This window comes from Streptomyces sp. NPDC006655, assembly GCF_040703965.1.
Taxonomy (GTDB): Bacteria; Actinomycetota; Actinomycetes; order Streptomycetales; family Streptomycetaceae; genus Streptomyces.
Window position 1 is genome coordinate 71,478 of record NZ_JBEYJU010000029.1, and the last position, 23,601, is coordinate 95,078.

Genomic DNA, 23,601 nt, shown 5'->3' on the forward strand with positions numbered 1-23,601 from the left:
GGGTCGACATTGTGTGCACTGCGGGCATATGCAGTAGCCGGGGGCTCCCCTGGGGATGGAGGGGTTGGCGCATTGCGGGCACCGGCAGCAGCAGAAGTCCAGGTCTATCCGGGGTGGGTGAGAGCACGGGCGGGGTTCGGCGGTTGGGAGGGGCTTCACTGCGGCTCCGGGGTGTGGCGGTGGTGATGGAGGTCGGTCCACTCGGTGGCGGCGCAGGAGGCGAGGAGGATCGCGGCGCAGGCGAGGGTGATGGTGAGGCGGGGCCAGGGCAGGTACAGGGCGGTGATGGTCATCTCGGCGATGGCGACGAGGGTGCTGGTGGTGAAGAAGAGGGCCGCCGGGAGGCTGGGTTGGCTCATGGGTCGGTCCGGGGCGGTCTGGTGTGGGTGAGGGTGTAGTGGCGGGCCTGGGCTCGGGTGCGCGCCCACGACGGGCTGGTGGGCTGTTGTGGGGTGCGTGGGAGGGGTGCGGTGAGGGGGATGAGGGCGGGGAGGGCGACGCAGGCGGTGAAGAGGAGGCCGGCGGCGAGGCTGTGTGCCCAGTCGGGGATCACGGCTGTGTCGCCTCCTGTTCGCTCTTGGTGGGGTACATGGCCCAGCGGGCGGTGAGGATGAGAGCGGTGCCGAGGTTGATGGCGTCCCAGGGCCATGCCTGGGCGGCGAGGCAGTAGATGCCGGAGTTGAGGGCGCCGAGGGTGTAGAGGCTGCATCGGGTGCGGGGGGTGAGGCGGGCGGCGAGGATCGTGATGGCGAGGGCGATGTTGAGGGCTGCTGCGGTCGCGGTGTACCAGTGGGGCATCAGTGCTCCTCCGGGTCCGGGGTGGTGCGGTCGATGTCGTCGGCCCAGGCCTGGGTGAGGGCGGCGAGGGTGATGAGGCGGTTGCGCTGCTGGGTGGGGTCGGCTTCGCGGACGACGTCGTAGACGGCTCCGAGGAGGACGGTGGACCAGTCGGAGTGGATGTTGGGGTCGGGGTCGTAGTTGCGGGCGTTGACGCGGCCGTAGGAGCGGGCGTAGATCGCGTACTGCTCGCGGTTGAACTGCTGCGCGTCGGGGGTGCCGTCGAGGGCGGGGAGGTGCTGTTCGCCGAGTTGGGCGACGAGGGCGGCGACGGCGTCGGTGAAGGCCTGGGGGGTGGTGGGCTCGGTCATGAGTGCTGGGCTCCTGCGTAGTGGGTGGAGTAGGGGTCGATTCGGTTGGCGCCTTCCCGGACGTTGCGGGTCGATCCCGGCTCGTCGGCGTCGGCGGCGTTGGTGCGGGACCAGACGCGGAGGTCGTTGGCGATCTCGTGGGCGTGCTGCTGGAGGATGCGGGCGACGATCTCTCGGGAGCCGTGCCCTGTGCGGAGTCCCCACTGGGCGCAGAGGTTGAGGAACTCGGCGCGGGCGCTTCCGGCGGCGTTGTGGACGGGAACGGGGAGGGTTTTGCGGAGGATTTCGAGGTTGTCGCGGGCGTGCTCGGCGGCTTGGACGCGGCAGGAGTCGGCGGTGAGCGTGTTGAGGCGGCGGACGGCGTGGAGGGTGCGCATGAGGTGCTCGACGCGGGTGCCGAGTTGGGCGTGTTCGTCGCGGAGGGCGTCGAGCTGCTGTTCGGCGGTGCTCTCGCAGCGGTGGTTGCGGCCCTCCCAGACGCGGCGGCACGACTTGCACCAGGCCTCTGCGTCGCCGAGGTCGAGGAACTCCTCCAGGGCGGTGAGGACCGCGTTGGCTTCGCCGCGGTAGTGGGAGTTGGGGATGTCGTTGCTGGTGAGTCCGTGCTCGTAGTCGTATCGGTGGATGGCGAGGGCGAGGCGTCGGACGAGTTCGGTGCGGTGGGGGTCGGTGGCGAGGAGTTGCCATTCGCGGCCGCGGGCGTCGCGGTGGTACTGGGCCTCGGGGTGCGGTGCCTTGATGCACGGGCCGAGGGGATGTTCGTCGAAGATGCCCTCGCTGGCCGCGCCGCAGGTGGCGGTCGGGTCCTGGTCCGCGAGCACCTCGTCCCAGGCATCCCTGATGGTGGCGGCCAGTGCGTCGGCGGCCGGGAACTGTCTGGCGCCGGTCGCTTCGGTCGCTGGCCGGCCGATGGGGCATTCGGGGTGTGGGTGGACCTCCTCACCGTTCTCCTCGTAGCACCAGCCGCAGTCGAGGAGGCGGGCCGGGCGGGCGCCGCGGATGGCGGAGCGGAGGTCTGCGGCCATGGCGCGGCAGGCGGGGTCGGGGGCGTCGTCCCAGACGTCGCAGAGGCGGAGGGCGGCGTTGCGTTCGGCGAGGAGTTGCGCGGACTCGGTGTCGGCGACGGCCAGGGCGGCGTCGGCGATGTCGTGCTCGGTGGCGCCGAAGACTGACGGGCCGCCGGTGAGGGGAGTCGGCCCGGTGTGAGCCTTGATGTTGTCGCGGATCGCGGCCGCGTAGCGGTCGCGGCGTTTCGTGTCCGGGTGGTGGGGCGCCCGGTGCAGCGGGGGCAGGGCGTTGATGGCCTCGGCGAGCTTCTGGAAGGTGTGGGCGCCCTCGGGGCTGAGGGGGCCCTCGACGGTCTTGGTGGACAGCTTGATGGTGGCCGCGTCGACCAGGTCGTCGGTGCAGGTGCGGCACCGGCCGTTGATGACCGGGGCGAACGGGTGCTGTGCGCAGACCCCGAACACGGCAGCGGTGAGGCCGTTGAGGCCGTGCTCCTCGACGGCGCGCTTGCTGATCGCGGCCAGGCCGTGCTCGGGGCAGTTCAGGAGGTGCGCCGTCCCGGCGAACGTGCCGATGGGGCCGCAGTGCGGGCAGGTGTCAGCCATGGGTGGTGTCCTTCGTGGGGCCGGGGCAGAGGAACGGGTACGGCGGGTTGGTGCCTTTGCAGGCGGGGCAGTTCTCGGCGTTGGCGCCGGCGTCGAGGTGCTCGGGGGCTGGGTCGGGTGCGGTGGGGCGGCAGTCGGAGCGGCGCATGGGGTAGCCGGAGGGGGCGTCGAGGCGGTCGGTGTCGATGTCGATGAGCCCGAGTTCGGCGAGGTGGAGCAGGCCCTCGCGGAGGGCGCCGCTGACGATCTCGTGCATGGTCATGCCGGGCCGCTTGTAGGGGCCGTCGGGGCCCGTGACCCAGGCGGCGGCGGCGCGTTCGGCGATGTTGTCGATGCGGTGGAACGGGGTGCCTCGGCTGGTGTCGACGTCGATGCGGGGCCAGTCGTCGAACGTGCGGGCGGGCAGTGGGGGCTTCGGGGTGTCAGGCATCGGTGGCCGCGGGGTGGTCGCCGGGCTGCTCGGGAGCCGGGGCGGTGGTGGGGCGGCAGTCGGTGAGGCCCCAGGGGAAGCTGTCGCTGCCGTTGAGGCGGTCGGTGTCGACGTCGATGAGCCCGAGTTCCATGAGGTGGAGGAGGGCGGCGCCGACGGCGCCGCGGACGGTCGTAACCATCGACTGCTCGGGGTCCTGGTAGGGGCCCTCGGGGCCCATGATCCAGTCGTAGGCAACGCGCCGGCCGAGGGTGGTGAGCTGGTTGTGGGGGCTGCCGTCGGTGGTGTCGACGGGGATGCGCGGCCAGTCGGCGAACTTCACGGTGGGTACGGGCGGCTTGATCGGGGTGTCAGGCACTTCGGTCCCTGTTCTTGATCGCGGCGAGGATGGCGGCGGCGGCCGCGCGTTTCGCGGGGATGTACGCCCAGCGTTGGGCGAGGGTGGTGACGCGGCGGATGGCGGCCGCGTCGTCGGTGAGGGGCGGCTCGTCGACCGGTTCCGGCGGGGGCGCGGGGGGCGGGGGTGCCGGCGCTGTCGGGGCTGGGGCGGGGAGGAGTTTGACGAGCGCTGCTTCGGCGGTGGTTGCCGCGGTGGCCTTCCCCTTCCAGGTCTCCACCGACCTGCTGAGGTTGAAGTTCCTCTGGCGGAGTTCCGTGGCTTCCAGGGCGGTGCTGGTGAGTTGTCGGAGGCCGTCGCGGAGGCGTTGCGCCTCGATGGTGGTGAGTCCGGCCTTCCGCTCCGCGCGCTCGATCAGGTTGAGCATCTGGTCGACGGTTGGCGGTGGGCTACTCACGCGGGGGTCCTTCGGGGGTGGGGTGGCGGGGGCGGATGATGCGGGCGCCCTCGGCGCGCCAGTGCTCGCAGTCGCAGAACACCCGCCGCTCGGGGTGAACGGTGCATCCGCGGTGATAGCGCTCGACGGCGGCGACGAGGGTGGGGTGCGCGGGCCGGGCGAGGCCGACGCTGCCGGTGGAGGCCGGGAAGCCATTCCAGGTCGCGCGGACCGGGACGCCTCGGCGTTCCAGTTCGGCGGCCAGGTCGTCCAGCTCGCACGGGGTCAGCGGGTGTTCCTGGAGCCGCCCTGGGAGGAACCTGATCTTGCCGATGTTGATGACCACGACGGGCAGGTGCTCGGCGCCGTCCGGGCAGAAGCCGTAGTACCGGTTGTACTCGGGCAGGCCAATGGAGGTGCCGTGGTGTTGCTGGTGGGCGTCGTCGGGCTGGACGGTGTCGTACAGCCAGCCGAGGCCGGCGTCGAGGACGGTGGCGAGAGTGCGCATGTCGCTGTCCCCCGTCACCGTGCGGGCTGGTAGGTCCACCAGCCGTCGTATCCGTCGGGGATGAGGGGGTAGCGGTCGAGCATCGGCCGGAGGACGGCGAGGTGCTGCTCCATGACGGCGGAGACGGTGGCGGGCCTCCTGCTCCTCGACGGCGGCGACGTGGTCCGCGTAGCTGATGCCGCAGCCCTCGCAGGGCTTCGGCGGCGCGAAGATGAGGCCGGGGGCCTGGAGGGGGAACGAGTGCTTGCACAGGCTCAGGGTCATGAGCCGGGACCTCCTTGAGGGGACTGGCCGCCGGGCGGCGGGATCAGATGAGGGCGTCCTGCATGGCAGTCGGTTCCGGCGGCGGGGGCGTGTCGTCGGCGAGGGGGTCGGGGTCCCACTCGATCCCGGCGGTGGCCCAGTCGCCGGTCCGCATCTCGTCGAAGGAGAAGGCGCACCGCCAGAGCTGGCCGGCCATGACGGTGGTGACCATCCCGTCAGGGTGGAGCGTGCAGTCCAGGTGCGGTCGTTCGACGAGGTGGACGCGGAACCGGCGGGGTTCGGTGGGGAGCTCCACCGGCGACGTCAACGTCTTCTCGACGGGCCGCTCGACCGTCGTGTCCGTGCAGTACTTGCACGCGTGACCGCGGCTCATGCGAGGTTTCCGGCGAGCAGGGCCTCGGCGGTGGGGACGTCGACCCAGAGGGCAGCGGCGATCTCGGCGGTGCTGCGTCCCTCGGTGGCGAGATCGGTGGCCATCTGGGCCCAGGCGGCGGGCCTCTCGGCGGGCTCGACGTACTCGGTGCTCCGCCACGGGGTGGGGTCGTCGGTGTCCACGGGGTTCCTTCGGTGGGTTGGTCCCGGCCGCCAGCGCGGCCGGGCGGGTGTGGGTCAGATGGCGGCGACGGCGGCGTGGAGGCTGGCGCGCATGCGGGTGCCGATCCAGGTGCCGACCTGCCAGGAGACGGCGTTGCCGAATCCGTCGACCTGGTCGCGGGCGGAGCCCCAGACGATGAAGGTGCCCTTGTAGCCGGGGAAGTCGACGTCGAAGCCGCAGCCGCGGCCGACCTCGTGGGCGCCCATCATGCGGAAGTAGCAGTCCTCCAGCGGCAGATCCTTGAGGGCGGCCCGCCACTCGGCCATGTACGGCGTCATCGGGTCGTTGGCGAGCGCGTGGTTCTGCTCCCAGCCGGAGAAGAGGAGGGACTGGGAGGCGGCGGAGCCGACGAGGGTGCCCAGGGGGTCGCTGACGGGGTGGGCGCGGTAGTGGGCCTCGTCGATGGAGCCGTTGTTCTTGATGGTTCCGGCGGCGGTGAGAAGGCCCGGTATCTGGTCGGAGGTGACCGTCGGCATGGCCTGGCCATGGACGGTGGGCAGCGTGTTCTGCCGGAACGGGATGACGCCGGCCGATACGACGGCGAGGGTTTCCGATCCGACCTGGGTCGGCAGGGGGGTGTCGGCGCCGCGCGGGCTGCCCTGGTAGTTGTCCACGGCGAGCGCGACGGGCGGCGTGATGATGCCGGTGGTGTTGGTGGCGGTCTGAGCCCACAGGGGTTCGTCGAAGCCTCGTGAGCGGCAGTTGGATCCGGGCCGCTCGAAGGTGTTACCGGCGGCCGCCATCAGGGAGCCGGTCGACAGGATCGACGTTTCCTGCTGGCTGGTCTGGGTCGACATCGGCTGCCAGGGGTGCCGTTCGGTGCCGTGCACGGCCTTCGCCGGCATGAGGACCGCGGGGAAGTCGGGGAAGCGCTGGCGGCAGCGTTCCGCGCGGGCCATGGTCGCCCGTGCGAGGGGGCCGACGAATCCGTCCTTGAACGTCTTGACCGGCTTGTCACCGATGCGGGTCCCGAGGTCGGTGAGGTCGAGCGCGGCCAGGGAGGGGGTCATGGGCGGGACGACCGGGCGGTGGCAGGACGGGCACCGGTATTCGTACTGCTTGCCGTAGCGCACCGACCCGGACTGCGGGATGCCGGTCTTCCAGCTCCACACCGCCTCGACGGCCCGGTCGCAGTGGTGGCAGTGGGACACCGGGCGGTGGTCGAGGTCGGGTTCGGGGAGGGACTTCTCCCAGAACACGATGTAAAGCCGGTCTCGGGACTGGGGTACGCCGAAGAACTGGGAGTTGAGGTACAGGACCCGGTGCCGGTAGCCGAGGTTGCCGAACTGCTGGAGCCACCACCGGTAGGTCGTGCCGTCCCCGATCTTCGGCTTCCCGGGGATGGCCGGTCCCCAGGAGGTGAGTTCGGTGGTGCATTCGACCAGGATCATCCGCGGCCGGTGCCGGTCGGCGTACTGGAGGACGCAGGTGGCGGTGGCCCGGTCGCGTTCGGACCTGGTGACCCGGGCCTCGTAGTCGGGGTCGTCGAGGTCGAACAGGGACGCGCCCTGCTGGTACGCCTTCTGCGTGTTGGCCTGCGAGTGATTAACGCATGAAATTCCCGCAACCAGCAGGTCAGCGGCGGGGAGGTCGGCCGCGGAGTGGTAGTCGGAGGCCTCGCGGTCGACCAGGTCGGCGATCCAGTGCTCGGCCTCGGGGTGGTTCGCCTCGTGGACCTCGACCTTGTAGCGCTTGTGGTTCGCGGCCATGATCACCAGGAATCCGGCGGCCTTGATGCCGTCGGTGAGTCCGCCGAACCCGGAGAACAGGTCGCATGCGGTCAGGGTGTCGTGGCGGAAGCGGCGGGGCCTGACGGCAGGGCGGTGGGTGGCGGTGCGCGGCTTCTTCTTGGTGATCGTGCGGGCCATCGGGCGGCGTTCCTCTCCGTATTGCCGCCCTGGACGAACGTGCGTGCAGGGACGTGCAGTTACTTCGGGGGATGGTTCATGTCGGCCCCCCAATACTATTGCGGCCGCAATAGTATTGGCAAGGGTGGGAAGGCACTTCAGGCCCGGTCCCCGAGGGGTGGCCGGGCCTGCGCGTGGAGGGGGCGTGTCAGCTCGTCGTGGGCGCCGGCCTGTCGGTTCCCGGTGCACGGTGCAGGCTGCGGGGGCGGTGCTCGTCGCAGCGCCATCCGGCCGCGTACGGACGCGCCGGCTTCCCGCACAGGGGGCGGCCGGTGTCGCACGGGCCGCGCGTGGGCTCGTCGGCCATCAGAACGGAGGCTCGTCCGAGTAGCCGCCGGCCGGGGCCTGGCTGGCCCAGGGGCCACCTTCGGGCTGCTGGCCGCTGCTCCAGCCGCCGCTACGGTCCTGCTCGCTGCTCCAGCCCCCGCCGCCCTGCTGCTGGCCGCCCTGGGGCCGCTGGGCGCCGTTCCATCCGCCGCCGTTCTGCTGCTGGCCGCCGCCGTTGTTGTAGCCGCCGTTGTCGCGGCGGGCCTTCTCCACCTTCGCGGTCGCGCTGCGCAGGGACGGCCCGACCTCCTCGACGTCCAGTTCGTACACGGTGCGCCTCACGCCCTCGTTGTCCTCGTACGAGCGCTGCTTGAGGCGGCCCTGGACGATGACGCGCATGCCGCGCTGGAGGGACTCCGACACGTTCTCGGCGAGCTGCCGCCAGGCCGAGCAGGTGAGGAACAGGCTGTCGCCGTCCTTCCACTCGCTGGTCTGGCGGTCGAAGACGCGGGGGGTGGAGGCGACGCGGAACTTCGCGACGGCGGCGCCGGCCGGGGTGAAGCGGAGTTCGGGGTCGTCGACGAGGTTGCCGATGACGGTGATGATGGTCTCGCCGGACATGGCGTGCTGCTCCTTGGGGTTCAGGCTGCGGTGTAGTGGCCGTGGTGGCCGTTGACGTAGGGGGATCCGGCGCGCAGGTAGGTCTGGTGGCCGGGCGGGTTCCCGACGTGGAAGCCGGGGCAGTAGCGGCACTCGTAGATCTGGAGGTGGCGGCGGCCGGGCTGGCGCCGCAGCCACTTCCAGTGCTTCTTCGCCTGGGATTTGCTGGGGAACGGGACCTTCGTTCGGCAGGAGATGTCCCGGGGGCTCGGCCGGTACGGCTCCAGCGGGGATACCGCGACCAGGACGAGCGTCATGCCGCGCGCTGGTAGTCGGTGGGGTGGGTGAACGCGGGATCGGTCCACTGCGGGGCGTCAGGCCACTTCTCCCCCTCGGCGCGGGCGCGGGCCTTGATGCGCTCCCACGTCCGTTTCACGGAGTCGACGTCCATGGCGAGGAGTTCGGCGATCGCGTCGAAGGACAGGCCGCGGGTGCGGGCGCCGTACTCGATGGCGGCGGTGTTCTCCCAGCCGCTCAGCGGGAGGTTCTCGCCCTCCAGGCGGCGCATGACCTTCGCCATGTCGACGCTGCCGTCTTCCTTCCGGCCCCGCCGCGGCCGGGCCTTGGGGTCGTCGATGGTGTCGTCGTCCCAGGCGAGCGGGCCGTGCCATTCCTTCGAGGCTGCGTCGTTCCGGGTCCGCTTCTGGATCCAGCCGGGCACCTCGTCCTCGTTGGGGCTGCGGTGCCAGAGTTCGTTGTAGAGGTCGCGGACGATGCGGACGGTTGCAACGCTCGTGGTACGCGTGCCCTTCTGCATGATCGTGGTGAGGCGTACGGGGTGGATGCCCTTCCGGGCCGCCAGGGCAGGGCGCGTCCATCCGAGGGTCGCCAGGGCCTGGAGGCGTCGACGAGAGCCAGTGGCGTCGTAGTCCGCTCCGGGCGGGTAGTCGTCGAAGGTCGGCCGGTAGGCCATGATCTTTTCGGCGTTCTCGGTGAACATCCGAGCAGTCGGTGGGGTCTCACCGTTCCCGTACAGGAGGCTGTCGATCATCGTCAGGGTGACGCCGCTACGGTCCGCGATCACGTGCCGGGGCACGCCCGCGTTCATGAGCTTCCGGACGTAGGCGCGGACGGGCTCGGCGTCGCGCCACGGGTCCCACCGGCCGTAGTGCTTGAGACGGGTGATTTCGCGAGCGCGGCGCGCAAGGGCCGCACGGACAGCAGGGGAATGTGTGCTGCTCATGCTGCTCGGGCTCCTTCCTGGGCGTTGCGGGTGGCGGCGAGGCGGCGGACGTTGTCGCAGCCGCGGCATCCGGGCGAGCCGTTCGCGGCGGCGTAGCCCCACTCGGAAAGTTCGTGGATGCCGGAGTGGCACATGCCGGTGAGGGGGACGCCGATGAGGGCGGCGTACTGAACGCGTTCGCGCTGGCGGATGACGTCGTCGGTGAGGTGCGGGCCGCGCAGGCACAGGGCGATTCCGCAGTTGGCCTTGACCAGGCCTACAGGCGGGGTGTCGCGGTGGAGTGCCCAGGCGATGTGTCTGGCCCGGTAGCGGACGACGCCGACGTACAGGTAGGGGATGCTGCGGCTGGTTGTTGTGCCTGGCCAGATGAGGTGTTCGCCGTCGGGGCGTAGCCGGTCTTGGAACGCCCGTACGACCTCGGTGGGCACCGCGCCCGGGATGACGGGCGCGGTGCGGATGATCCGGCAGTTCACGACGTGGGGAGCGTGGTCGGCCAGTCCGCCTTTTCGATGGCGGCCCGGTGTGCCTTCGGCACGGTGGCGAGGGGTTCGCCGAGCCGGTCGCGGCCGGCGGCCATGAGGACGACGGCGTCGGCGCGGTTGTCGTCGCCGTCGGTGGCCCAGGCGGGCCAGCGGCGGGCGACGGCGTCGATGACGGGGCCCTTGCTGCCGGTGCTCTTGCCGGTGGCGTACAGCTTGAGTTGCTGGATGGCCAGGAAGCCGACGGGGATGCCCTGGTCGATGAGGCGGCCGTAGGTCTCCCACCACAGCCAGGCGCGTTCGTGGGCGCCTCCGCCGGAGCGTGAGGGGGCGGGCCGTTCGATGACGACGAGTTCGGGCGTGCCGACGGCGGTGATGATGCGGGCGCAGAGCGCTTCGAGTTCGTCGCGGCGGCGCGGGATAGGCAGGTTGGTGATCTTCTCCTTGCTCGTGCTGCCCTTGAAGCCGACCACTTCGGTGCGTCCACAGCTGGAGGCGATGCCGGTGGCGGTGAGGGAGATGTCGAGGCCGACGACGTGGGGGCCCGGGTCGGCCGTGGGGTCGGCGGGGGTACTGGTGGTCACAGTGTTCTCCGAACGGTCAGGAGACGGTGGTGGGCCGGCGGTCGCGGCCGGGGGTGTCGGCGGCGCGGGTGATGAGCCAGAGCGGGGCCGGGGGGTCCGGGGCCTCGGGGGCGGCGGCCGCCGGGTCCTCGACGATCCGGAGCGTCATGGTCGGCGTGTCGGCGACCGGGGCCGGGCGGGGCGCCGGGGCGGCGGCACTGCACTCGGCTGTGGCGGCGCGGACTTCGTCGAGCTGGGCCGGAGTGCTGACGCCGTAGCGGTGCCGTCGGTGAACGTTGCACGGGATGATCGCGTCGAACTTGTGCATCTCGTCGCCGGTGAAGAGGAGCGTGGTGCCCTCGTCGTCGGTGAACTTCGCGGTGCCGTCGTCGCAGCCGATCCAGTCGTCCATGACGATCCCGAAGCCGGAGGCGATGCCCTGGACGTAGGCCCAGGCCTGTCCGACTTCGGCGTTGGTCGGTATCTGCCGGACGTTGTCGGGGGTGCTCACTTGGCACCCCCGGATGTCAGCTGGGGCAGGCCGTCGATGTGGGCGAGTTCGCCGGCACGCCAGGCGGCGGCGATGGCGGTACGGCCGGTCTTCTCGAAGGTGACGGAGTGGGAGGCGCTACGGGCCGTCTTCATCTCGACGCCCTCGACATCGAGGATTTCGCCGTTGTCGGGGTCGATGGTCTCGGCGGCGCCGCGCTGTTCCATGGCGTCGAACAGCTTCTTGAGGTAGGCCGGGCGCACGACCCTGATGGTCATCACCTCGTCGGGGGCGATGTCCTCGACGAACGCGAGGAACGCGGCCTCGTCGGTGATGACGGGCTTCGGCGTCGGGTTGGAGACGGTGATGGAGGCGACGCGGCTGCCGTCGGGGAGGCTCACCGCGATGCGCTCGGCGCCGAGGGCCTCCAGGGTGGTCTGCATGTCGGTGCGGAAGCCGGTGAGGGTGTCGCCGATCGTCTTGTGGATTGCGGTCAGCGCAGCCTCGCGGAGGGCCTGCTCGGGGAGGGGGAGGTTGGTGGTGCTGTCCACGTGCTGGTGCTCCTTGCGGTGGGCGGGCCGTCGCCGGTCGAGGGGCGGCGGCCCGCGGTTCGGTGGGTGTCAGACGGCGGCCGGGACGGTCGCGGCGAGGTCGAGGGTGTGCGCGATGTCGCGGAGGGTCTGGGTGATGAGGGCGGGGGTGACGCCGAGGAGGTTCGGCCAGTTGGCGAGCCGGTCGATGGGGTCGTCGGTCCAGTCGAGGTCGGGCCAGGCCTTCGTCATGTGCTCGGCGATGACGTTGAGGATGTCCATGGCGGCCGGGGTGGCCTCGATGTAGCGGCGGGCGTCGGCGGTGGCGGCGTCGGTGGGGAGGGTGAAGACGCGTGGCAGGTATCCGGCGGCGGCCCTGTAGGCGCTGGCGGGGATGTCGAGGCGGCGGCCGGTGTGGCTGGCGAAGTTGGGGCCGCCGGTCCACACGCCGTTGCGGTCGAGGTGGATGGCCATGTCGAGGAGGTGGTCGGCGGTGGCCGTGAGGGTGCTGGTGGGCATGGCGGGTTCTCCCGTCGGCGGGATGGTGTGTGGGTGGCGGTGCGGCCGGGCGGGCGGGAGGTCGGCTCTCGACCGCTGCGCCCGGCCGCACCGGGGTTCCCCGCCCGGTGGGGGTCCGGGGCGGGGTGGGTGCCGGGCCCCTCCCCCTGGGAGGGGGTTGGGGGCGGGGGTGGGGCCCGGCGGGTCAGGACCGGTAGAAGTCGGCCCAGGGCTCGTACGAGTGCGACGGGGGGATCGCGCGGTGGTCGTGGCGGCAGCGATGGCAGCGGATGATGCCTGCGTCCTCGTCGGTGAGGGCGCCGTCGACGATGTCCGCGCAGTCGTAGCACTGGGCGATCTCGGCGTCCGGGGTGAGGGCGAGGCCGAGGGACCAGGCGGCGACGGCGCTGAGGCTGAGGCGTTCGGCGCGGTCGGTGTACGGGACGGGCGGCTGGTCGTCGGCGAGGCCGTCGGCGGTGCCGAGGCGGGTGAGGACGTGGCCGAGGACGAACTGGGCCTGGGTGTCGGTGAGGTGGGCGGCCGGGATCCGGCGGCGGCCGGTCGGGGGCGCGAGGGTGCTGGTGGTCATGTCTTGGGTCCTCCGCGGTGGGAGATTCGAGCAGGAGGGCGGTTGCCCTGCTGCCCTGTCGGCATGAACCACGCTAAGGCATTCCTATTGCGGCCGCAATAGGAATGAGGGGGGTTTTCGCAGGTCAGCCTTAACCCGTTCACCCCCAGGCATGCCGAAGGCCCCACCCCCGGGGGATTGGGGCAGGGCCTTCGGGTCTGTGGGTTACGCGCGCCGGCCGTTCTTCGGGATCCAGCCGTTGACCAGGTCGCGGTGGAACTCCAGGACGGCGGACCGGCTGACGTACTCGCCGCGGGCTCCGTACACGCGCCAGAGCGGGCGGTCCGCCGCCTTGTACTTGCGGCGCAGGTCGCGGGCGCTCATGGGGCTCGGGCTGGTGGCGACGGCGGCCTCGGCCTGGTTCCAGGTGATGAGGTCATCCGGCGGTGTGCGGTAGAAGGCTGCGGTGGCGCAGCGCGGGGGGTCGGTCGGCACGGTGGATCCGTCGGGGTCAGGCGGCGGTGGCGTCGCGGCGGGGCTTGAAGTGGTGCCGGACGACGGCGCGGAGGGAGTGGACGCGGGGGGTGCCGGGCTCGGGGGCGCAGCGGACGACGCGGCAGGCCACGGCGCGGGCCCCGCTCGGGGCGCGCGTGCCGACCAGGGACCAGCACTTGCAGGCGGGGCAGACCAGCTTGCCGAGGAGGTCGTCCGCGTCGCCGATGGCGAGGGCGGCCCGCAGGTCGTGCAGGAAGCACAGCTCCTCGTACTCGGCGCGGGCGGCGCCGCCGCGCTCGGCGAGCCGGGCCGCGTAGTCGGCGACCGCGGTGCGGCCGGTGGGGATCTCGACGTCGACGCTGTGGCGCTCGGCGAACTCGGCGAGGTCGCTGTCGAGTTCGAGGGCCAGGTCGTAGACCGTGAGGTTGTACGGGGTTCCGGCGCTGCTGCGGGTGGCTCGACGCTCGGGGAGTTCGAGGGGGCCGCCCTGCCGGGTGGAGCCGGCGGTTACCCAGTGCGGGTCGCTGGCGATCTCGTAGGCGAGGGCGGTGCGGTGCGGCGCACGCTCCGGTTGACTCATATGTGACGCCCCCCGTCATTGCGGTTACAGATGGTGTGTCAATCTCAGCGCACGGTAAACCCCCTGGCGGGGAGGCCGGAGTGAGGGATTCCGTGTCACCGGATGCTCACATACTGCCAGCACGCCAGAGGCGTGTGGAGTTGACGTGAAGGAATGTTCAAGCCAGAGGCGAGGCTTTGCTCGTACGATAGGAATTCTTTACGTGAGTACCGTCGGTAACTTTGGCCGCACGTACAACCATGCCCGGATTGACCACCTTTGACGGGTCGCCAGAAGCGTTGGCCAGAGGTCAGCCGCGCTCGGCGCGTGCGCCGTCGACGGCGCTCATGAGATCGCGGAGGGCGCCACGCATCTCGATGGCACCCGTCTCGTCGAGGCCGGCCTCAGGGTTCGGCGGCCGATCGCCCTGCCCCTCACGTACCGAGCGGAAGCCCAGCACGATGCGGTCCAGGTGCTCGACCAGAACCGACGTGATGGTGGAGACGTGGGGCGCCGCGAGGTCGAGGCCCGCCCCGGCGAACACCTGCGTCCAGTACTTGCGGGCAGCTTCGGCGAGAAGGGGATCCGCGTCACCGGTAGCGGCCGCGGGCGCGCTGAGCGCCTTCCGTAGGCTCCTCTGCCGGTCGAGAGGCACAACCGAAGCGAGGTCGCCCTCGTCCGGCCGCCGAGCCGCATTCGCAGGCATGGTGTCTCTCTCCGTGCTGAGGGGGTGGCATCTCTGCGTGTAGACAACATCTAGTGTCGATGTATCTCCACTAGCAGGGTGACAGACCGGTTTCCCAGCCGCTACCCCTTCCAGAATCTCCAACTGTGGCGTAACCCACGAGTACCCACCATACGCGCAGGTAGACGCCCATAAAGGAACCGCCCCCTCCACTCACGCCCAAGTTTTGCCGACATGAATATGAGTGGAGGAGACGGCGAGTCCCACAAACTGTGTTAAGGGAAAGACCTCACACGAGGGGGATTGTAGAGCGGCCTCGCGGCAAACCGCTACCCCCCTCAGCGGTAGGCCTGTTGTGGTGCTCCGTTCACCGTCGGCGGCCGGACGCTGGCAACTGAGGCAGGAACCTGTCGAGCACGCCCTCCAGGAACGAGGAGCGGTCGGCGAACCCGTACGCCGTCTGGAACGCGTCGTACGTCGCCAACTCCTGCTTGGACGGCCGGAACGACTGCTGCCCGGAGTCCCGGACGCGGCCGCGAACCGCACGCCGGCCGACCACCGCGCCGAGGAGGCCGTCCTCGTCGTAGTCCTCCACGTCGACCGCGTTGGCCTGGTGGTAACGCTCCTTGAGGATCTCCAAGAACAAGTTGTTGCGGCGGGCGTGGAGGAATGCCCGGCGTACCACCAGAGCGTTGGAGGGCTCGGCGTCGCCGGCCATCTTCTTCTCCAGCTGGTAGCGGGCGAAGCGGTCGCGCACAGCACTGCTGATCATGATCGTGCACTGGGTCGCGTCGGTCCCGGCGATACCGAGGTTGGGCACCCGCACCTCGATGACACCGTCCTCCGTGAGACCGGGAGGCAGCACGTCCCGAGTCATGGGCACCGAGACGGCCCGCACCTCCACATCCCTCGCCGAGGGGTTGCGCTCTGCCTCCCCGGCAGCCGCCGCAGTGTCGCCGCGGTGGTCGGGCGATGCCGTCTGGTTGGGGACGGCTGCCCGCTGTTCCTCTGCCGGTGTCGTCGGTTCGGTGGTCTGGGCAGCCTCGTCGTGGTGCTCGACGGCGACGGTGTGCACGGGCTGCTGCGCAGGGGCGGGCGCTGGTTCGGGATCCGGGGCGGCCTGAGCCGCAACTGGCGCTTCCTCGACAACCGCGGGTGCAGGCTCGGGCGCGGGTGCGTCCTCCGCTGGGGTGGGACTGGTGTCGCTGGTGGCCTCGGCCGGCTCCCCCTCCCCGTCCTTCCTTCGGCGACGGCGCCGGCCGCCGCCGAGGGCGTCGTTCGCGAACGCCGCGAGGGCATCGTCGTCAGGGAGTGTGCTGTTGACGTCACTCATTCGGCGTCACCCTCGGATTCGAACTTGGTACGGAGGGCCGTCATGGCCTGCAAGATCTCCATGGTGAGGGACTGGTAGTCACCGGCGAGGGCCTTCATGGACTTCTCCATGCCGTTCGGCAGATCGGTGGCCGTGCGCAGCTCCTGGGGAACCTTCCCGCGTAGCCGTGCCTCGACAGCGGCGGCTTCAACATGCCTGATGGCCTGCTCGAACAGCGGAGCGCTTCCCCTCAAGTCCTGTTCGAGGTGCTCCCGGATGTTCTTCTGCACCTTCGTCGCGGATGTGTTCGTGGCGAACAGCACGACACCGAGCAGGTTCAGGACGTCGTTCTTGTCCTTGGCGGTGGCGAAGCGCTTGGCCACGGCGCGCAGGCCCTTGCGGGACGAGGGGTCCGACTTGGAGGGCACCAGGACGTAGTCGGCGGCGGCGAGAGCGGCGAGTTGCAGCACCTCGGAGCCGGGGGCGACGTCGAGGATGATGACGTCGTAGTCATCGCGGACCTGGTCGATGGCGGCCGCGTACATCCCCATCCACGCAGTCTTCTCGTCGGGGTCGTCCATCTTCTTCGCCGCACGCCTCTGGCAGTACAGCTCTTCGACGACCTCCTCCAGCTCATCGCCGCCCGGGAGGACGTACAGATGGGGGCGCGCTTGACCGGTGGGAGTCAGGGGCTTGCCTTCGAGGATAGCGGCGGCCTGCGCTGCTCCCCGGTCGTTCATCGCGGTGTTGGAGATGCCGAGGTCTTCGCAGTTGTTGCCCTGCTCGTCCAGCTCGGCGAGCAGGGTCTCCTTCCCGAGTTTGGCCAGGGCGGCACCGAAAGCGGAGGACAGCGACGACTTCCCGACACCGCCCTTCCCGTTGACCACGGCGATGACCTTGGGCTCATGCTCGCCCGTGTCGATGAGGTCGTACCGACGCTCGTACCGCCGCTTCACCTCGCCGAGGTCCACGATTTCGAGCGAGGTCTGTACTAGTGCCATGAGGCCGCCTTCCTGCCGGGGAACGGGTGGGTGTCGATGAACGACCCTATCCGGCCCGGTCAGGGCGGAGTTGCAGACCCGGGCGCATACGTCCGAAGGAGGGGGCCATAGCGTGGTAGCTAGCGTGCTATATGGCGTGACGGATAGCGGACGTCATAGGACGGCTCCTAGCTTCGTTGCTAGCCCTTTACCTAGCGTGGTCCTGATGGGGCATCACGCGCTGAGCAGGGCCCCGGGATGGTCCCGCCACTCATCCGGCTCCTCGGACAGATCATCGCAGGTCGCAGACCAGGACGCCGCCGGGGCGGTCTCGTGGTACGGCAGACCGTCGACATACACCGGCTCCTGGAAGTAGGCCGGCGGTATCCGCTTCCGCGCGACAGCGCGGGCAGCGGCCGCCGCCTCCAGGTCGTGCTGGCGGCACCGGCCGGTACCGGGGTGGTCGGTGCCGAAGCCCGCAGTGCGCGGGCAGTGCAGGTCGCCCACGGCGACCGGGCAGCGCGGGATGACGATGGTGTCCGCCAGGCGGCGCGGGGTCGAGGTCTGCATGGGCTCTCTCACTTCGACAGGGCCGGGTTCAACCGGCGGGTGGTGGCGGGTGCGTGCTGGCGGACGAGCCGGTTGAGGATGCGCTGCTCGACCTCCAGGACGTAGGCGTCGCGTGCCGCTCGGCCTCCGAGGTGGTGGTTCATGAGGTACTCGGCGTAGGCGCGCATGCAGGCGGGGCCATGGTCGGGGTGGATGTCCTCGTGGAGGAGACACGGCCGCGGCAGGGCCGCCATGCGGCGCATGCGCTCCACGAACCGCTCCCGCGCGATCAGCGCCGGGGACGGCGTCATGGCCATGAACCGGTGGGCCCAGGCCTGCACGTACTCGCAGCCGGCGGCTGGGCAGCGCCAACCGTCGACGGTGGCGACCAGGACCCCGGGGTTGTCGCGGTGCTCGTCGCGGCGGCCGCAGGTGAACGGGTGGAAGACGCCGGCACGCTGGTGGCGGTTGAGGTTGGCGACCTGGTCCTCGCTCCAGGGCGCAGTCAGGACGGTCGGATCGTTGGGCCAGACCAGGCCCGGGGCGGGTGCGGCGGCAGAGGGCAGCGGCAGCGTCATGAGGGGCTCCTTCGAGGGGTTGACGAACGGCCGAAGGTGACCGTCGTACGGGTGGTGAGCGGCCGTGGCCGCAGGGGTCAGGCGTTGATCCCGGCCGCCGTGAACTCGGCGTGCTGGTCGAGGATCTGGGCGCCGAGGGTGCCGTACATGGCCACCGCGGCGTCCCGGCCCAAGATGCGGGCGGCGGACCGGACCAGGCCCGGATCGGTCCGAGCGACGTCCCGCAGATCCCATTTCTCCGAGTCCGTCAGGGGGACCTGGTCGTCCTCGCCGACGGTTGCAGCCACGTCGGGGGTTCCCTCGGTGCGGGCGCGAAGGGTCTCCCTGGCGGCGGCGAAGGCGGCGTTCGGGGCAGTCGTCGGCATGTCTTCCTCGGCTTCCAGGTGGGCAGGGACAGACCTCTTGGCGTCCTCCGTGGCCATCCGGTGCAGAGCTGCGGCGATGACGCGGTGAGGTGCGCGGGGGCGCCAGCGGGGCGCGTCGATATCCCGGCCGAGGCGGCCGAGCCAGACGACGATCTGCTGCTGCGACCAGTCCCGGGCGACCAGGTCCATGAGCACCCAGGAGAGTTCCTCGAGGGTGGAGCGCTGTACCCAGTTCACGAGCGGGCGGATTGACTTGGTCATCTGGCGGGCCTGCTCGATGCGTTGCCCGGTGATCTTGTAGCCGGTGACGGTGAGCTTCCTCTTGCGGCGGGGTGACTTGGAGGCTGCCGCGCTCGCGGTAGAAGTTCCTTCACCACCCACTACCTGAACCTGACCCACTTCCTTATCCACCCAGAGGGAAGGGGTCCGCGTCTGAGCAGTGCCGGAGTTTTCCACAGCCTCGTTACCCGCAGTATCCACAGGGGATTTCGGGCGGTGGTCGACGATGATCCGAGCGTTGTACCCGGTGCCGACGAGGACGTGGCCGACCAGGGCGTCGTAGGCCGGGGGGATCGTCGCGGCGTACACGGTGGCCGTGCGGGCGTACCCGCCGAGCCCGAGCCGCGTCAGCGCGTTGCGCTTCGAGCCGTGCTCGACCCAGGCCAGCCAGCCACCGGCGCGGAGCATCCTCACGTGGTCCGTGACGGCGGTCTTGCCCAGGCCGGTGCGCTCCATGACGTCCTTCATGACGTAACGGGCGTGCCCGGTGTCGAAGCACATCCGGGAGGCGATCACCTCGATGATGGCCTGCGTCGTGGCCGTGAAACCGGGCACGAGGCCCGCCTCGACGGCACGTTCCAGGGCGCGCAGCCACGCGCGCGGACCGGTGCGGCGGGACGTCGTGCAGGCGACCGTCTCGGCCGGATCGGGCGCCCAGGCCTTCCGTTTCCCGGAAGCACGTTCGATTCCAGGAGTGGACTTCTCGACAAAATGGGCGCGCGGGGATGCGTCAGGCTGACAAGTGGCGGAAGCGTAAGGCATACTCGTTCTCGCTTGTAGGCACACGAAGACCCCTTGGCGGGGGCTCGTGAGGAATGAGGCCCGGCTGACTACCGGGTTCTTCGCCGGGGCTCGGGGTGGCACCCGATACCGGCGGTGGCAGATGGCCGACTAGGTCAGGTGGTGGTACACCAGACATCGGCCGGGGCGGGATGAGGCTCGTGGCAGAGCCGGAACCGCCCCAGACGGATTAACTTCCCTTCATCACCCTCCTGAGGTGCGCCCTGGAACCCCTGCGGCCGGCGGCCCGGGGAAGTACAACGACGGCGCCCAGGCCCCGGACACGGCAAAGCCCGCTCCTCGACGGCGGTGTGATCCTCACGCCGGAGTAGCGGGCCAGGGTGTGCGAAGTGGCAGGTACGCCAGTAACATTCATCGTGCGACGCCGATCTCGTGTGTTAGGTGTCGTCAGCGGAGAGCTTGCTGAAGGCGTCTCCGCACCTGGGGTCCGTCTCCCGCCTTGGTCACGCCAATGACCTCTGGGAGAGCCGGGCCCCAGTTCGTTTTGAGCTGGGCCCCAGGTTCGCTATTCAAGTTTCGGTGGCCGTGCGGTGAGGTCCGAGGGATCTTGCACCGCTGGCGCGCGCTAAGCGTACATCCATCTCGCGGCAAAAGCGCCTCCATCCGGCCGACCAAGTTTCAGCAGGTCGCAGGATCGTGACCAGCCGTCATGCCCCGTCCGGACTCGTGTCCGATAAAGTGTCCAAGTAATGGGGGGCCCGAGACGAGACCGCGTGTCTCGAGACCCCGACACCAGCCCCAGCCAGGCAGGGATTACGACTTGCGCACCGGCGCGCGGAGTACGCCCAGTTGGGAAGCTTGCACCCCGAAGGCCTGGAGGATGCCGCGCTGGATGTCGTCCACCGCCAGCTCGTTCGCCAGGGCCATGGGCGTCACGTACCCCTCCCAGCGGCCGTCGCGGAACAGGATCTGCCCTGCGTCCCGGTACGCGCGGTCTGCCAACTGCGAGCAGATCATGTGCCCGGTTGACTCGATGTAGCGGCGCAGGCCCGGCACGGGGATGTGGAAGCGATGCAGGGCGAGGGCGACGTAGTCGAGGAACGAGTACGGGACACCCTGGTACTTGAGGGCGCAGTCGGCGATCGCTTTCCGCTGTGCCGGGGTGAGGTCGGCGGGCGAGACGTACAGCACCTGGCGGTCGTCGTACTTCGACAGGGAGTCGACGAGGGCTCCCCCCGGCATCGCCTCGATGAGGCGGGCGCCGGGCAGGACGATGAACGCGTGCTGGAACGCGCCGAATCCGTCGCCGTTGAGCCACTGCCCGACCTTGATGAGCCAGCCGACCGGGCCGGTGATGGAAGTGAGACCGATGTCGCCGGGCTGCGGGACGGAGCGGATCACTCGTTGCCTCCCTCTCCGGGAACGGGCGTGAGGGCGATGAGGCTGCGCTGGGTCCAGGTGAACACCAGGCCCTCGGCGGTGTGGCGTGACCAGCCGCGGGCGAGGAGATCGGCGCGCATCCCGTCGGCGGTGTCGAAGACGACGGCGTGCATCTCGCGTGCGGCCGCGCAGTTGGCGGCGATGACGCTGAGGCCGTGCTCCAGGGCGGCGGCCTGCTCGGCCGCGAGCGGGGAGGGGTCGGGCGGCATCGGGTCCATAACGGTCGCCTCCTAGGCGGCGGTGGTGAGGGGGAGGGTGAACAGGCCGGCGGCGGCGCCGAGGTGGTGCCAGTCGGTGACGGCGTACGTGCGGTGGCAGGTGTCGCAGCGGATGACGACCTTCCGCGGGTCGAAGGTGAGGGTGCCGTCGCAGCGGGGAGCGTCCTGGTCGTCCTCGGCGTGCCCGCGCGCGGCCATCGGGCAGGCGGGGGTGAGGGCTTCGCGGCGGCGCCGGTCTCCGGTGATCGCGCCGCGCATCTCGCCGAGGACCCGGCCGAGGGCGCTGGAGAGGTCGTCGACGTCCGGGTAGGCGTGGCAGGCCCACAGGAGGTTGTTGCGCAGCCAGGTGACGCAGCCGGTGAGGGTCTGGGTCTGGGTGCCGCGGAACGGGGTGAGCGGGTAGTGCCGGGTCTTGCGCAGTTCCCGACGCCAGGCGTCCTCCTCGGCGAGCAGGGGCTGCGTGACGGCGCCGGCGAGGAGGTTGAGCACGGCGACGTCGGCCGGCGGCCGCGATCCGGTCGGGCCCGCCGCACCCGGGGTGTCGCCACCGCCGCCGGTGGGCGCGGTGCCCGGGACGACGACCTGGTGCAGCTGCTGCCACAACGTGAGTACCTCGGTGAGGTCCTTGGCGATGCGGGCCTCGCACAGGCGGCACACGGTACGGCCGTGCTTCGCCTCGATCGCGAAGAGCCGACGCGGGCAGCACCGGCACACGGGGAAGGCCGGGCGGATGTCGCAGCTGGTCATAGCGAGAGCCTTCTCTTGAGCGCGGGGACGGCGGAGGCGTAGCGGACACGCCAGTTGTCGAGGGTCATCTCCATCGGCTGGGCGTCGGCCGGCCAGGTCACCCAGAGCTGGGCCTGGCTGGCGAGGGCCTCGATGGTGGTGAGGGCCGGGGCCACGTCGGCGTCGTCGGCCCGTACGCGGCCCCAGCGGGTGCGGGGAGTGGTGAGGAGCATCCAGACGCCGTACTCGGTGCCCTGCTCCCAGCGGACGCCGTGCGCGGCCTCGGAGATCTGGGACATGGCGTCGAACATGACGGCGGCCGCCCCAGTGAGTTGGGGCGGCCGCAGGGGATCGTGGTCCACGGGGTTCTCCTTCACGCGGTGTCCGCCAGCGGCGGCCCTGCGGTGTCGTCGAGCAGCGCGTAGACGTTCACCCGCTCCCCGCCGACGGGAAGTTCGTGCGGGGTGCGCTGGAGTGGGGTGACGGGTGCCGCGACGGTGGCCTTGCGCCGGAGACGCGCCTCGGTGGCGGCCGCCGTACACTCGGGGCTGCGGCACCGGTTGTTGACATAGCAGGACTCGGACGGCTCGTGCCGGGCCCTCGCGGCGTCGCGGGCCCGCTTCATCGCCGCGCCCATCTCGGGGACGCGGTCGGCGAGGTTGTAGAGGGTGGCGCGGGTGACGCCCATCTTCTTCGCGGCGGCCGGCATCGACAGCCCGGAGTGGAGCAGCCCGAGGAGTTCCCCGTACCGCTCCGGGCCGATCTTCGGTGGCTGTCCCTTGCCGCTCAACGTCCAGCTCCTCGGCTGTCCATGCCCCGCAGGACGTCGGTGATGATCAGGTTGGCTTCGCGGGTCACCAGCTCGTCCACGGCGAGGGTGAGGAAGCTGGTGCGCAGTTGCGCGGTCTCGGCGCGGGCGCTGGTGACGTCCCGGTCGTGCTGGTCGTGCTCCTGGGCCAGCCGCCGCAGCATGTGCCGACGGACGACCCAGGTTGCGGTGGCGCCGCCGAGGATGGCGGCGCCCGCTATGGCGAGCCACCACACGGCGGCCCCCTCTCTGGTCAGGGATGGTGGTGGGTGTCGCGCCACGCGGCCTGAACGATGGCCTCGGCCGACGACACCGCGGGGACGTCGCCGAGACTCTCGGGCGGCGCGGTACGTGCCCACTCCAGGTAGGTGTCGCGTGTCTGGTCGCGGCGCGGGATGGTCTCGTCGCCGCCGTCGATCCAGTCGGCGGCCTTCCCGAGGATCGCCCAGGCGATGATGACGGCGGCCGCGATGCTCGGGACCCAGGTCATGCGGCTGCCTCGGCTTCCTCGGCCGGCGGCTCGTACCACCGGTACACGCTGACCCCGTGCCCCTTCGTCCCGGGCGACGTCGAGGGGACGCGGTCGCCGGTGTTCACCAGGCGCGGGCCGTGCTGCTGGTGGGTGAGGGAGTTGAAGGCCGCGGCGATCAGCCAGTGGTGCCGCTCGTCCAGGAGCTTGCGGATGTCGTTCGCGGAGATCTCGCCGTGCTTCCGGGCGGCCGCCAGAACGACCTCCTTGACGTGGTCGACGTTCCAGACCCCGGTGGAGTCCAGGAGGCTTTCGAGGGTGGCATCGCGGACGGCGGCCGCCTGCTGCACGGTGATCCGGCTCATTTCCCTGCCCTCTTTCGCTGGAGCTTGCGTCGTTCTTTCTCGGTGAGGCCGCCCCAGATGCCGTCGGTGATGGACAGCTCCAGCGCGAACTGGAGGCACTGGCGTTCCACCGGGCAGCGGCGGCAGTACGACTTGGCCTCCTCGGCCTGGTGCTGGGCGGGGCCGCTCTCACCGACGGGGAAGAAGAGGTCTGTCTCCTCTCCCTTGCAGGCGGACAGGTGCCGCCATTCCGTCTCGTCCGGCTGGGCCACTTCGAACAGAGGGAGCCGGGCACCGGGCCCGGCTCCCTCGTCGGACGGCCAGCGGGAGTCATCCCGCAGCGTCATCCCCGTATCCCCAATCCTCGTCGTGGCCCGCGTACTGGTGAGCGGCCTCGGCGGGCTGTCCGGCGCTCGTGCGGTTCTGCGCGGCGGCCTGGCGCAGCGCGTTGATCTGCCGTCGGATGACCTGCCCGAGCGTTCCCTCCTGCGGCGCTTTCACGTTGGCGGGGGCGTTGGTGACCCGCAGCTGCCGCGCGGTCTTGTGCAGCTCCTCCAGCGCCTCGGGGTCGTGCCAGATG

At 70.6% G+C, this 23,601-nt stretch carries 39 protein-coding genes; all 39 read right to left on the reverse strand.

What is annotated here, in order from left to right:
* Positions 1 to 155 precede the first annotated feature (155 nt).
* The gene (locus AB0958_RS18995; protein WP_366891590.1) at positions 156 to 359 is read right to left on the reverse strand and encodes a hypothetical protein; all 204 of its coding nucleotides are present in this window, start codon (positions 357 to 359) and stop codon (positions 156 to 158) included.
* Positions 356 to 553, reverse strand: a complete 198-nt coding sequence (locus tag AB0958_RS19000) for a hypothetical protein (protein ID WP_366891591.1) — start codon at positions 551 to 553, stop codon at positions 356 to 358. The genes AB0958_RS18995 and AB0958_RS19000 overlap by 4 nt, the downstream gene beginning before the upstream one ends.
* Entirely contained in the window at positions 550 to 798 is a 249-nt protein-coding gene (locus AB0958_RS19005; RefSeq protein ID WP_366891592.1) for a hypothetical protein, read from the reverse strand. Before AB0958_RS19005 ends, AB0958_RS19000 begins: the two co-directional genes overlap by 4 nt.
* Positions 798 to 1,148 carry a hypothetical protein gene (locus tag AB0958_RS19010; protein WP_366891593.1) on the reverse strand — a complete coding sequence of 117 codons (351 nt, stop codon included), beginning with the start codon at positions 1,146 to 1,148 and terminating at the stop codon, positions 798 to 800. The genes AB0958_RS19005 and AB0958_RS19010 overlap by 1 nt, the downstream gene beginning before the upstream one ends.
* Complete coding sequence (locus AB0958_RS19015; protein ID WP_366891594.1) at positions 1,145 to 2,758, reverse strand: hypothetical protein; 1,614 nt, start codon at positions 2,756 to 2,758, stop codon at positions 1,145 to 1,147. The genes AB0958_RS19010 and AB0958_RS19015 overlap by 4 nt, the downstream gene beginning before the upstream one ends.
* On the reverse strand, positions 2,751 to 3,188 hold the full coding sequence (locus tag AB0958_RS19020; RefSeq protein WP_366891595.1) for a hypothetical protein: 438 nt from the start codon (positions 3,186 to 3,188) through the stop codon (positions 2,751 to 2,753). Before AB0958_RS19020 ends, AB0958_RS19015 begins: the two co-directional genes overlap by 8 nt.
* Positions 3,181 to 3,546, reverse strand: a complete 366-nt coding sequence (locus tag AB0958_RS19025; RefSeq protein ID WP_366891596.1) for a hypothetical protein — start codon at positions 3,544 to 3,546, stop codon at positions 3,181 to 3,183. Before AB0958_RS19025 ends, AB0958_RS19020 begins: the two co-directional genes overlap by 8 nt.
* The gene (locus AB0958_RS19030; protein WP_366891597.1) at positions 3,539 to 3,982 is read right to left on the reverse strand and encodes a hypothetical protein; all 444 of its coding nucleotides are present in this window, start codon (positions 3,980 to 3,982) and stop codon (positions 3,539 to 3,541) included. The genes AB0958_RS19025 and AB0958_RS19030 overlap by 8 nt, the downstream gene beginning before the upstream one ends.
* A complete protein-coding gene (locus tag AB0958_RS19035; RefSeq protein ID WP_366891598.1) occupies positions 3,975 to 4,469 on the reverse strand; it encodes a hypothetical protein in 495 nt (164 codons plus the stop codon). The genes AB0958_RS19030 and AB0958_RS19035 overlap by 8 nt, the downstream gene beginning before the upstream one ends.
* 307 nt (positions 4,470 to 4,776) lie before the next feature.
* Positions 4,777 to 5,106 carry a hypothetical protein gene (locus AB0958_RS19040; RefSeq protein ID WP_366891599.1) on the reverse strand — a complete coding sequence of 110 codons (330 nt, stop codon included), beginning with the start codon at positions 5,104 to 5,106 and terminating at the stop codon, positions 4,777 to 4,779.
* Positions 5,103 to 5,288 (reverse strand): hypothetical protein, encoded by a 186-nt coding sequence (locus AB0958_RS19045; protein WP_366891600.1) that lies wholly within the window; start codon positions 5,286 to 5,288, stop codon positions 5,103 to 5,105. The genes AB0958_RS19040 and AB0958_RS19045 overlap by 4 nt, the downstream gene beginning before the upstream one ends.
* A gap of 54 nt (positions 5,289 to 5,342) precedes the next feature.
* Positions 5,343 to 7,196: a DNA cytosine methyltransferase gene (locus tag AB0958_RS19050; protein WP_366891601.1), complete on the reverse strand. Its 1,854-nt coding sequence runs from the start codon at positions 7,194 to 7,196 to the stop codon at positions 5,343 to 5,345.
* Between the two features lie 345 nt (positions 7,197 to 7,541).
* The gene (locus AB0958_RS19055; protein WP_366891602.1) at positions 7,542 to 8,123 is read right to left on the reverse strand and encodes a single-stranded DNA-binding protein; all 582 of its coding nucleotides are present in this window, start codon (positions 8,121 to 8,123) and stop codon (positions 7,542 to 7,544) included.
* A 20-nt stretch (positions 8,124 to 8,143) separates the two neighbouring features.
* Positions 8,144 to 8,419: a hypothetical protein gene (locus tag AB0958_RS19060; RefSeq protein WP_366891603.1), complete on the reverse strand. Its 276-nt coding sequence runs from the start codon at positions 8,417 to 8,419 to the stop codon at positions 8,144 to 8,146.
* On the reverse strand, positions 8,416 to 9,345 hold the full coding sequence (locus tag AB0958_RS19065; protein WP_366891605.1) for a hypothetical protein: 930 nt from the start codon (positions 9,343 to 9,345) through the stop codon (positions 8,416 to 8,418). Before AB0958_RS19065 ends, AB0958_RS19060 begins: the two co-directional genes overlap by 4 nt.
* Positions 9,342 to 9,818 (reverse strand): hypothetical protein, encoded by a 477-nt coding sequence (locus AB0958_RS19070; RefSeq protein WP_366891606.1) that lies wholly within the window; start codon positions 9,816 to 9,818, stop codon positions 9,342 to 9,344. Before AB0958_RS19070 ends, AB0958_RS19065 begins: the two co-directional genes overlap by 4 nt.
* Positions 9,815 to 10,408 (reverse strand): hypothetical protein, encoded by a 594-nt coding sequence (locus AB0958_RS19075; RefSeq protein WP_366891607.1) that lies wholly within the window; start codon positions 10,406 to 10,408, stop codon positions 9,815 to 9,817. The genes AB0958_RS19070 and AB0958_RS19075 overlap by 4 nt, the downstream gene beginning before the upstream one ends.
* Positions 10,409 to 10,424: 16 nt before the next feature.
* Positions 10,425 to 10,898 (reverse strand): hypothetical protein, encoded by a 474-nt coding sequence (locus AB0958_RS19080; protein WP_366891608.1) that lies wholly within the window; start codon positions 10,896 to 10,898, stop codon positions 10,425 to 10,427.
* The gene (locus AB0958_RS19085; RefSeq protein ID WP_366891609.1) at positions 10,895 to 11,428 is read right to left on the reverse strand and encodes a hypothetical protein; all 534 of its coding nucleotides are present in this window, start codon (positions 11,426 to 11,428) and stop codon (positions 10,895 to 10,897) included. The genes AB0958_RS19080 and AB0958_RS19085 overlap by 4 nt, the downstream gene beginning before the upstream one ends.
* Positions 11,429 to 11,497: 69 nt before the next feature.
* Positions 11,498 to 11,926 carry a hypothetical protein gene (locus AB0958_RS19090; RefSeq protein WP_366891610.1) on the reverse strand — a complete coding sequence of 143 codons (429 nt, stop codon included), beginning with the start codon at positions 11,924 to 11,926 and terminating at the stop codon, positions 11,498 to 11,500.
* 184 nt (positions 11,927 to 12,110) lie between these two features.
* Positions 12,111 to 12,494: a hypothetical protein gene (locus AB0958_RS19095; protein ID WP_366891611.1), complete on the reverse strand. Its 384-nt coding sequence runs from the start codon at positions 12,492 to 12,494 to the stop codon at positions 12,111 to 12,113.
* A gap of 204 nt (positions 12,495 to 12,698) precedes the next feature.
* Positions 12,699 to 12,968 carry a hypothetical protein gene (locus AB0958_RS19100; protein ID WP_366891612.1) on the reverse strand — a complete coding sequence of 90 codons (270 nt, stop codon included), beginning with the start codon at positions 12,966 to 12,968 and terminating at the stop codon, positions 12,699 to 12,701.
* 16 nt (positions 12,969 to 12,984) lie between these two features.
* On the reverse strand, positions 12,985 to 13,548 hold the full coding sequence (locus AB0958_RS19105; protein WP_366891613.1) for a hypothetical protein: 564 nt from the start codon (positions 13,546 to 13,548) through the stop codon (positions 12,985 to 12,987).
* A 289-nt stretch (positions 13,549 to 13,837) separates the two neighbouring features.
* Complete coding sequence (locus AB0958_RS19110; RefSeq protein WP_366891614.1) at positions 13,838 to 14,233, reverse strand: hypothetical protein; 396 nt, start codon at positions 14,231 to 14,233, stop codon at positions 13,838 to 13,840.
* Positions 14,234 to 14,579: 346 nt separating this feature from the next.
* Entirely contained in the window at positions 14,580 to 15,545 is a 966-nt protein-coding gene (locus tag AB0958_RS19115; RefSeq protein WP_366891615.1) for a hypothetical protein, read from the reverse strand.
* On the reverse strand, positions 15,542 to 16,525 hold the full coding sequence (locus tag AB0958_RS19120) for a ParA family protein (RefSeq protein WP_366891616.1): 984 nt from the start codon (positions 16,523 to 16,525) through the stop codon (positions 15,542 to 15,544). Before AB0958_RS19120 ends, AB0958_RS19115 begins: the two co-directional genes overlap by 4 nt.
* 213 nt (positions 16,526 to 16,738) lie before the next feature.
* Positions 16,739 to 17,074 carry a hypothetical protein gene (locus AB0958_RS19125; protein WP_366891617.1) on the reverse strand — a complete coding sequence of 112 codons (336 nt, stop codon included), beginning with the start codon at positions 17,072 to 17,074 and terminating at the stop codon, positions 16,739 to 16,741.
* An 8-nt stretch (positions 17,075 to 17,082) separates the two neighbouring features.
* Positions 17,083 to 17,631, reverse strand: coding sequence for a hypothetical protein (locus tag AB0958_RS19130; protein WP_366891618.1), 549 nt, complete (start codon positions 17,629 to 17,631; stop codon positions 17,083 to 17,085).
* 77 nt (positions 17,632 to 17,708) lie between these two features.
* Positions 17,709 to 18,830, reverse strand: coding sequence for a hypothetical protein (locus tag AB0958_RS19135; RefSeq protein WP_366891619.1), 1,122 nt, complete (start codon positions 18,828 to 18,830; stop codon positions 17,709 to 17,711).
* Between the two features lie 999 nt (positions 18,831 to 19,829).
* Entirely contained in the window at positions 19,830 to 20,417 is a 588-nt protein-coding gene (locus AB0958_RS19140) for a hypothetical protein (RefSeq protein WP_366891620.1), read from the reverse strand.
* Positions 20,414 to 20,674 (reverse strand): hypothetical protein, encoded by a 261-nt coding sequence (locus AB0958_RS19145; protein WP_366891621.1) that lies wholly within the window; start codon positions 20,672 to 20,674, stop codon positions 20,414 to 20,416. Before AB0958_RS19145 ends, AB0958_RS19140 begins: the two co-directional genes overlap by 4 nt.
* A gap of 12 nt (positions 20,675 to 20,686) precedes the next feature.
* On the reverse strand, positions 20,687 to 21,421 hold the full coding sequence (locus AB0958_RS19150; protein WP_366891622.1) for a hypothetical protein: 735 nt from the start codon (positions 21,419 to 21,421) through the stop codon (positions 20,687 to 20,689).
* Positions 21,418 to 21,762: a hypothetical protein gene (locus AB0958_RS19155; protein ID WP_366891623.1), complete on the reverse strand. Its 345-nt coding sequence runs from the start codon at positions 21,760 to 21,762 to the stop codon at positions 21,418 to 21,420. The genes AB0958_RS19150 and AB0958_RS19155 overlap by 4 nt, the downstream gene beginning before the upstream one ends.
* Before the next feature lie 11 nt (positions 21,763 to 21,773).
* Complete coding sequence (locus AB0958_RS19160; RefSeq protein WP_366891624.1) at positions 21,774 to 22,190, reverse strand: hypothetical protein; 417 nt, start codon at positions 22,188 to 22,190, stop codon at positions 21,774 to 21,776.
* Entirely contained in the window at positions 22,187 to 22,444 is a 258-nt protein-coding gene (locus AB0958_RS19165; RefSeq protein WP_366891625.1) for a hypothetical protein, read from the reverse strand. The genes AB0958_RS19160 and AB0958_RS19165 overlap by 4 nt, the downstream gene beginning before the upstream one ends.
* 17 nt (positions 22,445 to 22,461) lie before the next feature.
* On the reverse strand, positions 22,462 to 22,698 hold the full coding sequence (locus tag AB0958_RS19170; RefSeq protein ID WP_366891626.1) for a hypothetical protein: 237 nt from the start codon (positions 22,696 to 22,698) through the stop codon (positions 22,462 to 22,464).
* Positions 22,695 to 23,042: a hypothetical protein gene (locus AB0958_RS19175; protein ID WP_366891627.1), complete on the reverse strand. Its 348-nt coding sequence runs from the start codon at positions 23,040 to 23,042 to the stop codon at positions 22,695 to 22,697. Before AB0958_RS19175 ends, AB0958_RS19170 begins: the two co-directional genes overlap by 4 nt.
* Positions 23,039 to 23,293: a WhiB family transcriptional regulator gene (locus AB0958_RS19180; protein WP_366891631.1), complete on the reverse strand. Its 255-nt coding sequence runs from the start codon at positions 23,291 to 23,293 to the stop codon at positions 23,039 to 23,041. Before AB0958_RS19180 ends, AB0958_RS19175 begins: the two co-directional genes overlap by 4 nt.
* A gap of 58 nt (positions 23,294 to 23,351) precedes the next feature.
* On the reverse strand, positions 23,352 to 23,601 hold a 250-nt coding region (locus AB0958_RS19185; RefSeq protein ID WP_366891628.1), incomplete at its 5' end, for a hypothetical protein.

Bases quoted from the DNA above. Each gene is read 5' to 3' on its own strand.
- AB0958_RS18995 (WP_366891590.1), bottom strand. From the start codon at position 359: ATGAGCCAACCCAGCCTCCCGGCGGCCCTCTTCTTCACCACCAGCACC.
- AB0958_RS19095 (WP_366891611.1), bottom strand. From the start codon at position 12,494: ATGACCACCAGCACCCTCGCGCCCCCGACCGGCCGCCGCCGGATCCCG.
- AB0958_RS19060 (WP_366891603.1), bottom strand. From the start codon at position 8,419: ATGACGCTCGTCCTGGTCGCGGTATCCCCGCTGGAGCCGTACCGGCCG.
- AB0958_RS19090 (WP_366891610.1), bottom strand. From the start codon at position 11,926: ATGCCCACCAGCACCCTCACGGCCACCGCCGACCACCTCCTCGACATG.
- AB0958_RS19120 (WP_366891616.1), bottom strand. From the start codon at position 16,525: ATGGCACTAGTACAGACCTCGCTCGAAATCGTGGACCTCGGCGAGGTG.
- AB0958_RS19055 (WP_366891602.1), bottom strand. From the start codon at position 8,123: ATGTCCGGCGAGACCATCATCACCGTCATCGGCAACCTCGTCGACGAC.
- AB0958_RS19035 (WP_366891598.1), bottom strand. From the start codon at position 4,469: ATGCGCACTCTCGCCACCGTCCTCGACGCCGGCCTCGGCTGGCTGTAC.
- AB0958_RS19010 (WP_366891593.1), bottom strand. From the start codon at position 1,148: ATGACCGAGCCCACCACCCCCCAGGCCTTCACCGACGCCGTCGCCGCC.
- AB0958_RS19110 (WP_366891614.1), bottom strand. From the start codon at position 14,233: ATGCCTGCGAATGCGGCTCGGCGGCCGGACGAGGGCGACCTCGCTTCG.
- AB0958_RS19005 (WP_366891592.1), bottom strand. From the start codon at position 798: ATGCCCCACTGGTACACCGCGACCGCAGCAGCCCTCAACATCGCCCTC.
- AB0958_RS19145 (WP_366891621.1), bottom strand. From the start codon at position 20,674: ATGGACCCGATGCCGCCCGACCCCTCCCCGCTCGCGGCCGAGCAGGCC.
- AB0958_RS19020 (WP_366891595.1), bottom strand. From the start codon at position 3,188: ATGCCTGACACCCCGAAGCCCCCACTGCCCGCCCGCACGTTCGACGAC.
- AB0958_RS19015 (WP_366891594.1), bottom strand. From the start codon at position 2,758: ATGGCTGACACCTGCCCGCACTGCGGCCCCATCGGCACGTTCGCCGGG.
- AB0958_RS19175 (WP_366891627.1), bottom strand. From the start codon at position 23,042: ATGAGCCGGATCACCGTGCAGCAGGCGGCCGCCGTCCGCGATGCCACC.
- AB0958_RS19065 (WP_366891605.1), bottom strand. From the start codon at position 9,345: ATGAGCAGCACACATTCCCCTGCTGTCCGTGCGGCCCTTGCGCGCCGC.
- AB0958_RS19040 (WP_366891599.1), bottom strand. From the start codon at position 5,106: ATGAGCCGCGGTCACGCGTGCAAGTACTGCACGGACACGACGGTCGAG.
- AB0958_RS19125 (WP_366891617.1), bottom strand. From the start codon at position 17,074: ATGCAGACCTCGACCCCGCGCCGCCTGGCGGACACCATCGTCATCCCG.
- AB0958_RS19170 (WP_366891626.1), bottom strand. From the start codon at position 22,698: ATGACCTGGGTCCCGAGCATCGCGGCCGCCGTCATCATCGCCTGGGCG.
- AB0958_RS19150 (WP_366891622.1), bottom strand. From the start codon at position 21,421: ATGACCAGCTGCGACATCCGCCCGGCCTTCCCCGTGTGCCGGTGCTGC.
- AB0958_RS19105 (WP_366891613.1), bottom strand. From the start codon at position 13,548: ATGAGTCAACCGGAGCGTGCGCCGCACCGCACCGCCCTCGCCTACGAG.
- AB0958_RS19115 (WP_366891615.1), bottom strand. From the start codon at position 15,545: ATGAGTGACGTCAACAGCACACTCCCTGACGACGATGCCCTCGCGGCG.
- AB0958_RS19050 (WP_366891601.1), bottom strand. From the start codon at position 7,196: ATGGCCCGCACGATCACCAAGAAGAAGCCGCGCACCGCCACCCACCGC.
- AB0958_RS19130 (WP_366891618.1), bottom strand. From the start codon at position 17,631: ATGACGCTGCCGCTGCCCTCTGCCGCCGCACCCGCCCCGGGCCTGGTC.